Origin of the sequence: Ralstonia sp. Ralssp135 (assembly GCF_047304345.1) — a bacterium.
Classification (GTDB): domain Bacteria; phylum Pseudomonadota; class Gammaproteobacteria; order Burkholderiales; family Burkholderiaceae; genus Ralstonia; species Ralstonia chuxiongensis.
On sequence record NZ_JBGLYZ010000016.1, the window covers coordinates 65,320 to 80,281 of the forward strand.

Annotated in this window: 13 protein-coding genes; 10 read left to right on the plus strand and 3 right to left on the minus strand. The window is 62.7% G+C overall.

Annotated elements, in window-relative coordinates; genetic code table 11:
- Nucleotides 1–9 precede the first annotated feature (9 nt).
- Both ACCD03_RS13150 and ACCD03_RS13155 read right to left on the minus strand, forming a co-directional pair.
- Nucleotides 10–450 carry a VOC family protein gene (locus tag ACCD03_RS13150; RefSeq protein ID WP_413411904.1) on the minus strand — a complete coding sequence of 147 codons (441 nt, stop codon included), beginning with the start codon at nucleotides 448–450 and terminating at the stop codon, nucleotides 10–12.
- A gap of 140 nt (nucleotides 451–590) precedes the next feature.
- Nucleotides 591–1,910, minus strand: a complete 1,320-nt coding sequence (locus tag ACCD03_RS13155) for an MFS transporter (protein WP_045206272.1) — start codon at nucleotides 1,908–1,910, stop codon at nucleotides 591–593.
- Nucleotides 1,911–2,069: 159 nt separating this feature from the next.
- Between ACCD03_RS13155 and cyoA the strand changes: the two genes are divergently transcribed.
- The 5 genes from cyoA (at nucleotide 2,070) to ACCD03_RS13180 (ending at nucleotide 6,757) form a co-directional block, all read left to right on the plus strand.
- The gene (gene cyoA, locus ACCD03_RS13160; RefSeq protein ID WP_413411906.1) at nucleotides 2,070–3,122 is read left to right on the plus strand and encodes a ubiquinol oxidase subunit II; all 1,053 of its coding nucleotides are present in this window, start codon (nucleotides 2,070–2,072) and stop codon (nucleotides 3,120–3,122) included.
- Nucleotides 3,123–3,237: 115 nt separating this feature from the next.
- Complete coding sequence (gene cyoB / locus ACCD03_RS13165) at nucleotides 3,238–5,241, plus strand: cytochrome o ubiquinol oxidase subunit I (RefSeq protein ID WP_045206274.1); 2,004 nt, start codon at nucleotides 3,238–3,240, stop codon at nucleotides 5,239–5,241.
- On the plus strand, nucleotides 5,234–5,899 hold the full coding sequence (gene cyoC, locus ACCD03_RS13170; protein ID WP_045206275.1) for a cytochrome o ubiquinol oxidase subunit III: 666 nt from the start codon (nucleotides 5,234–5,236) through the stop codon (nucleotides 5,897–5,899). Before cyoB ends, cyoC begins: the two co-directional genes overlap by 8 nt.
- The gene (gene cyoD, locus ACCD03_RS13175) at nucleotides 5,896–6,324 is read left to right on the plus strand and encodes a cytochrome o ubiquinol oxidase subunit IV (RefSeq protein WP_413411908.1); all 429 of its coding nucleotides are present in this window, start codon (nucleotides 5,896–5,898) and stop codon (nucleotides 6,322–6,324) included. Before cyoC ends, cyoD begins: the two co-directional genes overlap by 4 nt.
- Before the next feature lie 7 nt (nucleotides 6,325–6,331).
- On the plus strand, nucleotides 6,332–6,757 hold the full coding sequence (locus ACCD03_RS13180) for a GNAT family N-acetyltransferase (protein WP_413411910.1): 426 nt from the start codon (nucleotides 6,332–6,334) through the stop codon (nucleotides 6,755–6,757).
- A 9-nt stretch (nucleotides 6,758–6,766) separates the two neighbouring features.
- On the opposite strand, the gene ACCD03_RS13185 is transcribed toward ACCD03_RS13180, so the two are convergent.
- A complete protein-coding gene (locus ACCD03_RS13185; RefSeq protein WP_413411912.1) occupies nucleotides 6,767–7,663 on the minus strand; it encodes a LysR family transcriptional regulator in 897 nt (298 codons plus the stop codon).
- Nucleotides 7,664–7,780: 117 nt separating this feature from the next.
- On the opposite strand from ACCD03_RS13185, the gene ACCD03_RS13190 reads away from it, so the two are divergent.
- From ACCD03_RS13190 to mnmC, 5 genes are all read left to right on the plus strand, one after another.
- Entirely contained in the window at nucleotides 7,781–9,544 is a 1,764-nt protein-coding gene (locus ACCD03_RS13190; RefSeq protein ID WP_413411914.1) for an acyl-CoA dehydrogenase family protein, read from the plus strand.
- Nucleotides 9,541–10,728, plus strand: coding sequence for a CaiB/BaiF CoA transferase family protein (locus tag ACCD03_RS13195; protein ID WP_413411916.1), 1,188 nt, complete (start codon nucleotides 9,541–9,543; stop codon nucleotides 10,726–10,728). Before ACCD03_RS13190 ends, ACCD03_RS13195 begins: the two co-directional genes overlap by 4 nt.
- Before the next feature lie 79 nt (nucleotides 10,729–10,807).
- The gene (locus ACCD03_RS13200; protein WP_413411918.1) at nucleotides 10,808–12,214 is read left to right on the plus strand and encodes an MFS transporter; all 1,407 of its coding nucleotides are present in this window, start codon (nucleotides 10,808–10,810) and stop codon (nucleotides 12,212–12,214) included.
- Nucleotides 12,215–12,315: 101 nt separating this feature from the next.
- A complete protein-coding gene (locus ACCD03_RS13205; RefSeq protein WP_253539582.1) occupies nucleotides 12,316–12,510 on the plus strand; it encodes a hypothetical protein in 195 nt (64 codons plus the stop codon).
- Nucleotides 12,511–12,802: 292 nt separating this feature from the next.
- On the plus strand, nucleotides 12,803–14,821 hold the full coding sequence (gene mnmC / locus ACCD03_RS13210; RefSeq protein ID WP_413411920.1) for a bifunctional tRNA (5-methylaminomethyl-2-thiouridine)(34)-methyltransferase MnmD/FAD-dependent 5-carboxymethylaminomethyl-2-thiouridine(34) oxidoreductase MnmC: 2,019 nt from the start codon (nucleotides 12,803–12,805) through the stop codon (nucleotides 14,819–14,821).
- The last annotated feature ends 141 nt before the right edge of the window (nucleotides 14,822–14,962 follow it).

Consider the following 14,962-nt stretch of genomic DNA (forward strand, 5'->3'; position numbering starts at 1 on the left):
GCCAGAGCGTTACGTGCCCAGTTGCTCGGCGAGCCCGAGAAGTATTCCCTCTGGGCCCCTGATGTAGCACAACCGATAGACGTCGCCATATTGGACGACGTCCCCGACAATGGTGGCGCCGCGTTTCTCGAGCCGGGCGAGCGTATCGTCGATGTCGTCGACGGTGAACATGATCCGCAGATAACCGAGTGCGTTGACAGGCGCGACGCGATGATCGGCGACCACGGGCGGGTTCAGAAAGCGGGAAATCTCCACGCGGCTATGACCGTCCGGGGTGCGCATCATGGCGATCTCAACGCGCATGCCGGGCAATCCCGTGACGCCATCTGCCCAGTCTCCCTCGATCGGGGCGCGCCCCTCAAGTTCGAGGCCGAGTTCGGCGAAGAATTCTATGGCGGCATCGATGTCGGCAACGACAATACCGACGTTGTCCATACGCGTCACGGTCATGCGGGTTCCTCGGCTGCAAGTCTGACTTGCCAGCACTTTGCCAGTGTTTCAGTTCTTGGCGCATGGGCAAGCCAAACCATGGGGGATTCGAGCCCCCTCGCGCCGCTCACCTCATTCTGAGATTTGTCCAGACAACGGCACTACGCATCCGGCGTTCCGAGCGCCTTATTGATCCGCAGCGCCACCAGCGTCCCCACCACGCCTGAGAGCAGGTACAGGCTCACCGCTCCGAGCCCGAACAGCGACGACAAACCTAGGGCCACGAGCGGCGCGAATGCCGCACCGAACAGCCATCCAAAATCGGTCGTCAGCGCAGCCCCGGTGTAGCGGAATCGGCTTTCGAAGTTGGACGTCACCACGCCGGCTGCCTGTCCGTACGACAGCCCCAGCAGGCCAAAGCCGACCAGAATGAAGATGTCCTGCCCAGCAACACCGCCATCGAGCAGCCACGGCGCGGCCAGACTGAAGATGCCGATCAGCACGGCCATGGCTGCCAAGGTGGTGCGTCGGCCGAAACGGTCTGCGATCAGGCCGGAGACCAGCGTACCCACAAACGCAATCGCAGCACCGATGATCTGGACGGTCAGCACGGCAGGCACCGTCTGTGTCTTGCGTAGCGACACCCATGACAGCGGAAACACGGTGACCAGATGGAATAGCGCGTAGCTTGCCAGTGCGGCAAAGGCGCCCAGGAAGATGTTGAAACCCTGCGCGTTCACCATCTGCAGGGTGCTAATGGGCTCGAGCTCTTCTTCCTCCAGCAGTTGCGTGTATTCGTGCGTGACCACCAGCCGCAGCCGCGCAAACAGCGCCACCACGTTGATGGCAAAAGCGACGTAGAACGGATAACGCCAGCCCCAATCGATAAATTCCTGAAAACTCAAGCTGGTGTAGAGGAACAGGAACAGCGCGCCAGCAATGATGAAGCCGGTGGGCGCGCCCAGTTGCCCGACCATGGCGTACCAGCCGCGCTTGTTTTCTGGCGCATTCAATGCCAGCAGCGATGGCAGACCGTCCCACGAACCGCCAAACGCGATGCCCTGCATGAAGCGGAACAGCGCCAGCAAATAGATCGCCGAGTGGCCGATCGATGCGTACGACGGCAAGAACGCAATGCCGACAGTGGCCGTGCCAAGCAGGAACAACGACGCTGTCAGCTTGGTGCTGCGCCCCCATCGGCGCTGGATGCGCATGAACAGCGCCGTGCCAAAGGGGCGGCCGATAAAGGCGAACGAGAAGACCGTGAAGCTGAACAACAGTCCAGCCAGTTCACTCGCAAACGGAAAGTAGACCGTAGGGAAAACCAGCACCGAGGCAATGCCATAGACGAAAAAGTCGAAGTACTCCGACGCTCGCCCGATCACGACGCCTATGGCGATCTCTGCCGGTGCAACTTCATGGTGTCCTGGTGCCGGAGGTGCAGTGGGCGACGCGCGATGCTGGTGGGTCAGACTTGCCATCGTGGAGTCTCCATCGAGATTTCGGGGGAGGGGGATGTCGTACGGCGATCTAAAAGTCCGTCATCACAAGACCAGAATAGCGCCTAAACTGCAACGACAAGTCGAAAGATCGTTGGGCCATCCCAGCGCGACGTTAACCAAACGCCACTTCCGAGACCCATGCCACGCTTCAATGCAGTAGTGACACCCCTTGGAATTACGGGAAGGTCGCTTTGGCGAGGTGCAGCAATTGCCTTGTTGGTGACCCTTGCTGGTTGTAGCAACGCCGTGCTGTTGTCGCCGGCTGGCGACATGGCGGTGCGACAGCGGGATTTGATCATCATTGCAACATGCCTGATGTTGCTGATCATCGTGCCCGTGATCTTTCTCACGCTGCTGTTTGCGTGGCGATATCGGGAGAGCGCCGAAAACGCGAACTACAACCCCGATTGGGACCATTCCACTGTGCTGGAGCTGGCCATCTGGGCTGCGCCGCTGCTCATCATCATCACGCTGGGCGCCATCACCTGGGTCAGCACCCATCAGCTAGATCCATATCGGCCGCTGACGCGGCTGGATCGGAACCGTCCGGTGCCTGCCGAGACCAAGCCGCTCACCGTGGAAGTGGTGGCAATGGACTGGAAGTGGCTGTTCGTCTATCCCGAGCAAGGCATTGCCACTGTCAACGAGTTGGCCGCTCCTGTTGACCGCCCAATTTCGTTCCACATCACGGCCACCACGGTCATGAACGCGTTCTTCGTGCCGTCGCTGGCAGGCATGGTCTATGCGATGCCGGGCATGGAAACAAAGCTTCATGCGGTGATCAACCGGCCCGGCGTTTATGACGGGTTCTCTTCCAACTACAGCGGTGCGGGCTTCTCGCACATGCGGTTCAAGTTCCATGGGCTGTCGAACGAAGAGTTCGACCGGTGGGTCCAGCAGGTCAAGTCGTCGGGCACGTCGCTGTCGAAGGACACCTATCTGAAGCTTGCCAAGCCTAGCGAGAGCGAACCCGTGCAGCGCTACGCCAGCGTGGCGCCAGACCTGTATGACCGCATCCTGAACCGCTGTGTGGATGGCCAGGCATGCCTGGCAGACACCATGGCGAGCAACCGCAACGTAAGGCGCTTCGACCCGTCGGCGGAAATCTGTACCGCCAGCAACACGGCCGATGCCATGCCGATGTTTGCGCCGGATGCGGCCATCAACGATGGTCGAAGGCTGTTGCGGTAGCCGAGGGCCCCGAGTCGTTTCGGCCCTTTGCGCTTTTCAGCTCTTTCAGTCCCTTTGACGTTTTTCGCCAACATTGATCGGCCAGAATTGGTCAATACAGGCACAGGTGACATCCATGCCCGAGCGTTCCGAACTCGCCAACATGATCTTTGGCCGCCTGACGTGGGAGGCCATTCCGTATCACGAACCCATCCTGCTCGCTACCTTTGCGGTCGTCGCGCTTGGCGGCCTTGTGGTGGTCGGGGCGCTGACGTATTTCCGGCTCTGGGGCTACCTCTGGCGTGAGTGGTTCACGAGCATCGACCACAAGAAGATCGGCATCATGTACGTCGTGCTGGGCATCGTGATGCTGCTGCGCGGTTTTGCCGATGCCGTCATGATGCGGATTCAGCAGGCGGTGGCCTTTGGCGACAACCTCGGCTACTTGCCGCCGCATCACTACGACCAGATCTTCACCGCGCACGGCGTGATCATGATCTTCTTCGTGGCCATGCCGCTGGTGACGGGGCTGATGAACTTCGTCATGCCGCTGCAGATTGGCGCGCGCGACGTGGCGTTCCCGTTCCTCAACAACTTCAGCTTCTGGATGACCACGGGCGGCGCCGTCCTGGTGATGATGTCGTTGTTCGTGGGCGAATTCGCACGCACTGGCTGGCTGGCCTATCCGCCGCTTTCGGGCATCCTTGCAAGCCCCGATGTGGGCGTCGATTACTACATATGGGCGTTGCAGATAGCGGGCGTCGGGACCGTACTATCGGGCATCAACTTGCTGGTCACCATCGTGAAGATGCGCGCGCCCGGCATGACGCTGATGCGCATGCCGATCTTCACGTGGACGGCGCTGTGCACCAACGCGCTGATCGTTGCAGCGTTTCCAGTGCTGACGGCCGCCGTGACGCTGCTCGCCTTGGACCGCTACGTAGGCACCCATTTCTTTACGGTTGAGCAGGGCGGCAGCGCGATGATGTATGTGAACCTGATCTGGATCTGGGGCCATCCCGAGGTCTACATCCTGGTGCTGCCCGCGTTCGGCATCTTCTCGGAAGTGGTCGCCACGTTCTGCCGCAAGCGCCTGTTCGGCTACGCGTCGATGGTGTACGCGACGGTCGTGATTACCGTGCTGTCTTACCTAGTGTGGCTCCATCACTTCTTCACCATGGGGTCTGGCGCCAGCGTCAACTCCTTCTTTGGGATCACGACGATGATCATCTCGATCCCAACCGGGGCCAAAATCTTCAACTGGCTGTTCACGATGTATCACGGCAAGATCCGCTTCGAGCCGCCGATGCTGTGGACTATCGGGTTCATGGTCACGTTCGTGGTGGGCGGCATGACGGGCGTGTTGCTGGCGGTGCCGCCGGCAGACTTTTCGCTGCACAACAGCCTGTTCCTTATTGCGCATTTTCATAACGTCATCATTGGCGGTGTGCTGTTCGGCCTTATGGCGGGCATCACCTATTGGTTCCCCAAAGCGTTTGGGTACCGCCTCGTATCGTCGTGGGGCAAGGCTTCGTTCTGGTTCTGGTTTGTCGGCTTCTACTTCGCCTTCATGCCGCTGTACTGGCTGGGCATGCTTGGCGTAACGCGCCGCATGAACCATTTCGATGATCCCTCCTTGCAAATCTGGTTCCAGATCGCCGCGTTTGGCGCGTTGCTGATCGCTATCGGGATCGCCTGCTTCCTGATCCAGCTCGTGGTCAGCTTCCGGCGCCGCGAGGAACTGCGCGATACGACAGGCGACCCGTGGAATGGCCGCACGCTGGAATGGTCAACGTCGTCGCCGCCGCCGCAGTACAACTTCGCATTCACGCCGCTCGTCCATGACGCCGATGCCTGGTGGCAAATGAAGCAGTACGGCTACCGGCGTCCGCAGGAGGGCTTCAAGCCCATTCACATGCCCAAGGGCACCGCCGCAGGGATCGTGCTCGCGGGGCTGTCAACGGTGTGCGGCTTTGCGCTGATCTGGCATATCTGGTGGCTGGCCATCCTGTCATTCGGGGCCACGATCGTCTCGGCAATCATTCACACCTTCAACTACAAGCGCGATTACTACATCCCGACGGAAGAGGTGATCCGGACCGAAGCATCGCGCACCCAACTGATGGCAGGCCATGGCTGACACGACCGCACCTCTGCATGTGACCGGCCCCACGGGTACCACCACGGTGGATGACGTACCGCCAGGCGGCTACCAGTTCCACGTCACCGAAGAACCGCATGTGCCAAATGGCACGCTGCTCGGGTTCTGGCTGTACCTGATGAGCGACTGCTTGATATTTGCGTGCCTGTTCGCCGCGTATGGCGTGCTCGGCCGCGAGTATGCAGGCGGGCCCACCGGGGCAGAGCTGTTCGAGCTTCCGCTGGTGGCGCTCAATACATCGTTCCTGTTGCTGTCGTCCATCACCTACGGCTTTGCGATGCTGCAGATGCAGCAGAACAAGGTCTCGGCCATGCAGATCTGGCTGGCCATCACGTGGGTCTTCGGCGCTGCGTTTCTTGCTGTGGAACTTTACGAATTTGCGCACCTGATACACGAGGGCGCGGGGCCCACGCGTAGCGCGTTCCTGACCTCGTTCTTCTCGCTGGTTGGCACGCACGGGCTACACGTCACGTTTGGCCTCATCTGGTTGATCGTGCTGATGCTTCAAGTGTCAAAGCACGGGCTGATCACAGCCAACAAGCGCCGGCTGATGTGCCTGTCGATGTTCTGGCACTTTCTGGACGTTGTCTGGATCGGTGTCTTTACCTTCGTCTACCTGATGGGAACGCTGCCATGAGCGCTCAAGATCAAACGGTGAACGGACACGGTGATACCCACGATGGTCATCACCACGAAGAAGAGATCGGACCGCACGCCACGCTGGGCGGCTACCTGACGGGTTTTGTATTGTCTGTCTTCCTGACGGCAATTCCGTTCTGGCTGGTGATGGGGAACGTCTTCGACAGTTCATCGACCACGGCGGTGGCGATTCTGCTCATCGGTGCGGTGCAGATCGTGGTGCACATGATTTACTTCCTGCACATGAACGCCAAGTCCGAGGGCGGCTGGAACATGCTGTCGCTGATGTTCACGCTGGTGCTGGTGGTCATTACGCTCAGCGGTTCGCTCTGGGTGATGTACCACCTGAACGCGAACATGATGCCGCATATGCGTGCGCCAGTGCAGTCGAGCCCCGTCAGCCTGCCGGCCCGAACACAGTAGGGCTGGTATGCACATTCCAGAAATCATCGTCACCGACGCGGCGGATGACGAATCGATCCAGGTCATTGGCAACGGGCTGAACCACTTCAACGATCAACACGTCGGCTATGGCGACCGGCAGCCGCTTGCGGTGCTGGTCCGCGATCCGCAGAGCGGCGACGTGGTGGGAGGCGCGAGCGGGCGGACATCGCTGGGGTTGCTGTTTCTCGATCTGTTCCATCTGCCCGAGACGTTGCGCGGCATGGGCATTGGCACCGAGGTTTTGCGCAGGTTTGAAGAGGAGGGCCGCCGCCGCGGTTGCCGCTCGGCAGTGGTCTATACGATCAGCTTTCAGGCACCGCAGTTTTACGAACGCAACGGCTGGGTACGGTTTGGAGAGGTCCCTTGCGACCCGCCCGGTACGAGCCGGATCTTCCTCAGCAAGACGCTGTGAGTTAAGCCCTCAAGGCTTCACGTTCTCTTGCGCAGCGGCTTCGAGGTACTCAAGAAAGCGGCTTGCTACCGGCTCTGCATCGCCCGTGCGTCGCAATGACAGCACGGGCGATTCTTTTTTGCCGCCGGCCAGCGGAACAAAGCTGACGCGCGCCTCGCCAGCGTGCTGCAGCGTCTTGGGTACGAGCGCCACGCCCATGCCGAACCCCACCATCGTCACCACCGTTTGCCACAGCCGTGCCTCGTGACGAATCACGGGGCTGAAGCCAGCATCTACGCACAGCGCGATGATCAGGTCGTGATAGTGCGGCGACACCGTGCGTGGGAAGAGGATGAACGGCTCTTGCGCGAGCGCGTCCAGCCCCAGGCTCTTGCGACGCGCCAGCGCGTGACCAGCGGGCAGGCAGGCCACGAAGGGCTCCGAGAAGATTGGCGTGGAAACGACCTCGGCGGGAAACGTGCCCCAGTAGGCGCAGCCCAGGTCGATCTGCTGGCGCTGGATCGCCCGCACCTGCTCGCCGGTGTTCATCTCGCGCAGGATGATTTCCACGGCGGGGTGATCGGCCTCGAAGCGCTCCACCGCGCGGGGCAGGCCGCGATACAGCATCGAATTGACAAAGCCCACGCGAAGCCGGCCCGCCAGCCCATGGGCGGAGCGCTGCGTGATGCGCTCGACTTCCGCCGCTTGCTGCAACAGCTTGCGGGCCTCGTCCAATAGCACTTGGCCGGCGTTGGTAAGCGCCACGCTCTTGTTGGTGCGCGCGAGCAATTGCACGCCAAGTTGATCCTCGAACTTGCGGATGTCGAAACTCAGCGCGGGCTGCGAGATGAACAGCCGTTGCGCTGCACGCCCGAAGTGCAGCTCTTCCGCCACGGCAACGAAGTAGCGCAGCTGTTTCAGGTCCATGGCCACCTAGTTGAACGATAAGAGATATCTATCGTACCGGACAAAACCTGTATTGGACGATTATCGATGGCGTTCCTATGCTGGCCGGACAAAACAGGAGACAGCGAGGCCACCCGCATGAACGATATCGCCCGCGAGCCGCTTACGACCCATCCCAGCGGCCATCAAAATATCCCCGACAGCCGGGGCATCAATTTCTTCCACGTCGATCCGGACCTCGGACGCCTCTTGCGTCTGCATCTGGGCGACGCCCGATACCGCGAGCTGGAGCCCCAGCTCAAGTCGCTCGGCCAACGCGCCTCGGACGAACTCGACGCCTGGGCCATCAGCGCGGATCACAACCCGCCGCAGCTTCGCCACCGGACCCGCCGCGGCGAGCCTTTACAGAGCATCGACAAGCACCCCGATTACATTGCGCTCGAACGCGTCGCCTATGCCGAGCTTGGTCTCGCATCGATGAGCCATGTCGGCGACGCACCGCCTCCGCTGGTCAAATACGCGCTCACCTATCTTTTCGTGCAGGCGGAGTTCGGGCTGTGCTGCCCGGTCAGCATGACGGATTCACTCACGCGCACGCTGCGCAAGTTCGGTGATACGGCGTTGGTGGGGCGTTATCTGCCGATGCTCGCTTCGCGCGACTTTGATGTGCTGTACCAGGGCGCGATGTTCATGACCGAACAGGCGGCCGGGTCGGACGTCGCACGCATCGCCACGCGTGCCGCCGTGGAAACCGCGCCCGATGGTACGCAAACGTGGCGGCTGTACGGCGACAAATGGTTTTGCTCGAACGCGGATGCCGATCTCGCCATGGTGCTCGCCCGGCCGGACGGTGCGCCATCCGGCATCAACGGTCTGGCGCTGTTCCTGTTGCCCAAGACGCTGCCCGACGGCTCGCGCAACCACTACCGCATCGTCCGCCTGAAAGACAAGCTGGGCACGCGTTCGATGGCCAGCGGCGAGATCGTGCTTGAGGGCGCCACCGCACACCTGATCGGCGAGATCGGCCGAGGCTTCCACCAGATGGCCGACATGATCAATATGTCGCGCCTCTCGAACGGCGTGCGCGCTGCCGGCCTGATGCGTCGCGCCACTACCGAAGCGTTGCACATTGCGCGCAACCGCCAAGCCTTTGGCCGCAAGCTGATCGACATGCCATTGATGCAGCGCCAGCTTTTGAAGATGCTGCTGCCGACGGAGCAGGCGCGGTCCATGTTCATGCAGATCGCGCAACTGCTGCCACTGGCCGATGCAGGCGACGCGCAAGCTGCCAAATGCGTGCGCATCCTGACGCCGCTCATCAAGTTCCGCGCTTGCCGCGATGCGCGCCGCGTGACTGGAGACGCGATGGAGGTGCGCGGCGGCACTGGCTACATCGAAGAGTGGAGCGATGCGCGCCTCGTGCGTGATGCCCATCTGGGCTCCATCTGGGAAGGTACGAGCAACATCGTCGCGCTGGACATTGCACGTGCTGTGAAGCGCGAAGGCGCGTTGGAGCCGCTGCGCGCCTATCTCGTCGGCATGCTCGATGGTGTCACGCTGCCGCCGCAGAGCGACGCATTGCTGCGCGCCACGCTCGACCGCGTATGCCGCGTAATCGCCAAGGTGGCTGAAGACAGCAGCGACGAACTGGTGCGTCAAGCCGGCTCCGCGCTGTATCACATCACCACGGCCATCTTCATGGCGGTGGAAGGCGTGCGTCTGGCGCCCGACCATCGCCGGCTGGCGCTTGCGCATCTGGTGCTGCGCCACAAGCTGCTGCCGGTCGATCCGCTGGCCTTGCCCGAGAACGATGAAGCATTGCTGCTCGATGCACTCGTCAAGCAGCGCGAGGTGTCGTATGCGCTGGCCATGCAGGCCTTGCCGACCGGAGACGCTCAATGAGCGCAATCCACGGCGCATTGCACGGCCTGAAGGTCATCGACCTGAGCCGGGTGCTCGGCGGCCCGTATTGCACGCAGGCACTTGCCGATCACGGCGCGCAGGTCATCAAGCTGGAGCCACCCGTTGGCGACGAGACGCGCACCTGGGGGCCGCCCTTCGACGAGAGCGATATCGCCTGGTACTTCAACGGGGTCAACCGCAACAAGCTCGGTATCTCGGTCGACTTGTCGAACGAAGAGGGCCGCGCCGTGCTCTGGCAATTGCTGGAAGACGCCGATGTGCTGGTCGAGAACTTCAAGCCTGGCACGCTCGCTCGCTGGGGCATGGATTTCGAGCGCGACCTGCAACCGCGCTTTCCGCGCTTGATCCACTGCGCCGTTTCCGGCTTTGGCCCTGACGGCCCGCTCGGTGGCCTACCCGGCTACGACGCCGCCATCCAGGCGATGGCTGGCCTGATGAGCGTCAATGGCGAGCGCGATGGCGGCCCGATGCGCGTCGGTCTGCCGATCGTCGACATGGTGACGGGGCTCAACGCGCTCGCCGGCATCTTGCTCGCACTGGCCGAGCGTGAGAAGAGCGGGCGCGGGCAATCGATCGATATTGCGCTGTATGACTGCGGCGTGTCGCTGCTGCATCCGCATCTGCCTAACTACTTTGGCTCGGGCGAGGTGCCGCAGCGCAGCGGAAATGCGCACCCGAACATCGCGCCGTACGACAGCTACCAGACCGGCACCGCGCCGATTTTTCTGGCGGTGGGCAACGATCGCCAGTTCGCCAAGCTGTGCGCGCATATCGGCGCGGCGGAATTGGCACAAGAGCCGCGCTTTGCCGACAACCGCAGCCGCTGCGCGCATCGCGCGGAGCTGAAGCACGCGCTGGAAGCACAACTGGCGCGCTTCGACTGCGAGACGCTTGCGCAAGATCTGATCCATGGCGGCGTGCCGTGCGGGCCCGTGTTGAGTGTCGATGTGGTGGCGCGCCATCCGCATACGCTGCACCGGCAGATGGTGGTCGAGCTGGGTGCGTACCGTGGGACCGGCTCGCCGATCAAGCTGTCGCGCACGCCGGCGACGTATCGCAACCCACCACCTGCGCTCGGTGCCGATACCGATGCCGTGCTCGCGTCGCTCGGCATTGACGCAGACACCCGTCAGCGCTTGTTCCAGGCCGGCGTTCTGAAATGAAATAAAGCAGATTCACCACACAAGGTAGACAGCCCAGCAGAGGCTGCACCAAACCGGCAGTACCACCAAGGAGACAAACATGCCTCACCAGCCTGCGCCCCAGACCGACGCGGCCGCAAACCTGCAACCGCGCCGCGCTGCGGTAGCTGCGTTTATCGGCACCACCATCGAGTGGTACGACTTCTACATCTACGGCCTTGCTGCCTCGCTTGTCTTCGGCAAGGTGTTCTTCTCCAAGACGCTGGACCCGGGCATCGCCACGTTGCTGTCGTTCGTCACGCTGTGGGCAGGCTTTGCGGCGCGACCCATCGGCGGGATCATCTTCGGCCACCTTGGCGACAAGATCGGCCGCAAGACCACACTCATCATCACGCTCATCCTGATGGGCGTGGCGACGATGGGAATCGGCCTGCTTCCGGGCTACGCGCAGATCGGCATGTGGGCGCCAGTGGGCTTGGTGGTGCTGCGCGTAATCCAGGGTGTGGCGGTGGGCGGCGAGTGGGGCGGTGCGGTGCTGATCGCCAGCGAGAGCGCGCCCAAGCGCAAGAGCATTCTGTACTCGGCCTTTGCACAGCAGGGTTCCCCAACGGGCAACCTGCTGGCGACGCTGGTGTTCTTTGCACTGAGCGCGTTGCCGACGCCGCAGTTCATGCTGTGGGGTTGGCGCGTGCCGTTCCTGCTGTCCGCACTGCTGGTGATTGTCGGCATGGTCATCCGCCTGAAGCTGGAAGAGTCGGATGACATGAAACGCGTGCTGGCGCAGAAGAAGACCGTCAAACTGCCGCTCAAAGACGTGGTGCGAGACCACTGGGGCCTGGTGCTGCTGGGTGCGGGCACGCTGCCGCTCATTCACGTGACGTACCTGAAGAGCAATTTCGCGCTCGCATGGGCGACGAAGGAGCTCGGCTACGCGCAGGAGACCTTCCTCGGCATCATCGCGATTGCGTTGGTGGTGCAGTTCATCACCCAGCCAATCGGTGCATGGCTGGTCTCGCGAATGGACATGCGTCGAGCCATCTGCCTGATGGTGCTACCCGAATTCCTGCTCATGCCGGTGATGTTCTTTGCCATCGAGACCAAGGTGGTCTGGATTGCGCTGCTCGGCATGTGCCTGGCAACAATTCCACATTCGATGTTCTACGGTGCCATCGGCGGCATTCTGGCGCGCGTGTTCCCGACGCGCATTCGCTATACGGGGTTGTCGCTGGCGTATCAACTGTGTTCGCTCGTGGTGGGCGGCGGCACGCCCGTGTTTGCGCAGTGGATGCTCAACAGCAGCGGCAATATCGTCGGCGTGGCGGTGTCGTCGGCGCTCTATGCGCTGGTGTCGCTGGCGTGCACGTTGGTGCTGCTAAACCGCACGGGCCATCGCGCAGACGAGTTGTCCACCGCCGAACGCGCAGATGCAATGGATCTGGGGCAGGGTGACGCCGATGTCTCCCGGCCGCTCAACGGCCCCGTGCGCAAGCCGGTGCCCGCTGTCTGAGTTGCTGTGGGCACCGTGTCCTACACGAAATGTGCGGTGGCGCACCTGCCGCGCGTTCCCTACGATGGCAAGGCAAGTCATACGAAACGGGGATGCGTGTCATGTCCATTTTTGACGAGAACGAACATCGCGAGGCCTTCTGGGAAACCGTGCGCCAGGCCATTGAGGCGCGCCACCAAGCCGATGAGGCCCGTCGCGCGGGGAGGTTGACTGGACTGGCAATCGGTCTGTCTGTGGCCGCGCTGGCGGTTGCGTTTATGGCATGGCAGCGCCGATCCCCGGACGATCCGGCCTAGCGCCATCGTGCTGCTCCACGCCAATTCTTAGCGCCCTTCTGGGTTGGCATTTACCGGCCCCGGCAGAGGTGCTGTCCGACACCCTCATGCATGGGCGGGCAGCGCCGTAGAGACCGGCTGAGGGGCCGAACCGCACGCATATCCGGCCGCGATAACCAAGCATCTGATGACCGTGCAGATGGTGAGTCTGGACGACCCGGCCTCCGGCCTAAAGACGGCAGGCAGACTGCTTCAGATCAAGGCGCAAGGGAAGGGCGGCGTTACAATTCGCCGCTTCCTCCCAGGGTGTTTCATGCCACGCGGCCTCGTTCTCGCCACGCCTCAGCTCACGTCGGACGGCACGCCGTTCTCCGCGCAATACGACGACGTCTATCACAGCTCTGGGGGCGGTCTGGCGCAGGCGCATCACGTGTTCCTGGGCGGCAACCGCTTGCCGGCCGCATGGCAGGGCAAACGCACCTTCACCATCGTCGAGACCGGCTTCGGCCAGGGCCTGAATTTCCTGGCCACGTGGGCTGCATGGCGCGACGATCCGCAGCGTTGTGCGCGGCTCGATTTCGTCTCGATCGAGAAGCATCCGTTCGATCGCGCTGGCTTGTCGACTGTGCATCCGGAAAGCGGCGCGCTGGCCCCGCTGGCCGAGACGCTCCGTCAATCATGGCCCGTGCCAGTACCCGGAGCGCATCGCCTGGAGTTCGATGGCGGCCGCGTGACGCTCACGCTGCTGTTTGGGGATGCGATGGAGACGCTGCCCCAACTGTCGTGCGCCGCCGACGCGTTTTATCTCGACGGGTTTTCTCCTGCAAAGAACCCTGATTTGTGGCAGCCGCGCGTGTTCAAGCAGCTCGCGCGGGTCGCTCGCGCCGGTGCGACATTGGCCACGTACACCGCTGCAGGATTTGTGCGACGCGGCTTGCAGGAGGCTGGTTTCGAGGCGCGCAAGGCACCCGGTTTCGGCTCCAAGCGCGACATGACCGTCGCGCAGTTTCCGACCCATTGGCGCACCAGGCGCGGACCAACTGAAGCGCCCGGCTGGAGCCAACATCACGCCATCGTGCTTGGCGCCGGGCTCGCGGGCTGCTCCGTTGCGGAGCGGCTCGCATCGCGCGGCTGGCGCATCACGCTCATCGACGCAAACGACGGCCCCGCGCTGGGCACGTCGGCGCATCGCGCAGCGGCCATGCACCCGCATGTGTCCATCGACGACAGCGTGCTCTCGCGCCTATCGCGCGCCGGCAACCTGCTCGCACGCCGCCATTGGGACGCACTCGATCGTGCCGGCTTCACCACAGGTTTCCAATCCACCGGTGTGCTCCAACTCGCCGAACACGCCGACGACGCCGTCGAGCAGCAGCGCATTGTGCAAGCGCTCGGCTATCCGACCGATTACATCGATTGGCTCGACGTGGACGAAGCCGCCCGGCGCGTCGGTGCCAGCGTGCCACAGGGCGGCTGGTGGTTTGCGCAAGCCGGCTGGGTCGCGCCGCCTGACGTTTGTCGCGCCAATCTCGCCGCCGCTGGCACCGCAGTTGATGCGCGTTGGAATACGCACGTTGAATCGCTGCGCCAAGTCGGTGATCAATGGAATGCGCTGGATTCCCAAGGCGAGGTGATTGCGAGCGCGCCGGTCGTCGTCTTCGCCAACAGTCTTGGTGCCGCACGCCTGGCTCCGCTCACATCTGCGTCGCTCAAGCCAGTGCGGGGTCAACTCACCGATGTGCCCATGAGCAGTTTGGAGCCGGCTGCCGCGTGGCCGAAGGCGGTTGTCTGCGGCGATGGCTACTTGCTGCCCGCCGAATCGGGTGCGGAGACGGTGCGTACAGGCTCGTCGTTCCAGCCGGGCGAATCTGATCTGGCCGAGCGTGTCGCCGATCACGCAGCCAATCTCGGGCGACTGGCCAGGTTGCAGCCAAAGCAATCGGGCGCGCTGGCGCAGTTGGATCCTGCACAACTGTGTGGTTATGTTGGTGTGCGGTGCGTCTCCGCCAATCGATTGCCGTTGATCGGCCCGCTGGTGGATGAGGCTGCGGCCATGGCGCCCGACTTCCGTTTGCGCGGCCCGCATGCGCAATTGCCTCGCCTCGCCGGGCTGTATGCCGCACTTGCGTATGGCTCGCGGGGCCTCACGTGGTCGGTACTGGGCGCGGAGATGCTGGCGGCCCAGATCGACGGTGGTCCGCTGCCGCTGGAATCCGATCTGGCCGCAGCGCTGGATCCCGGCCGCTTTATCCTGCGTGCATTGCAGCATCGACGCGCGCAGGAGCAGTGCGCCTCACCCGCGGAAACCGAAATCGCGAGGCCGCTGGATTAACGCGCCGTTTGAAGGGTTTTCCAAGCGTTCTGACCCAAAAAAGCAGGGCCGCCGAACGTTCCATGCCATAATATGCGTTTTGCGTTTGCCAGCCTGAACGCGCCCGTTGTGCCGTGCATTGTGCAGTCGAGCGGCCCTCGC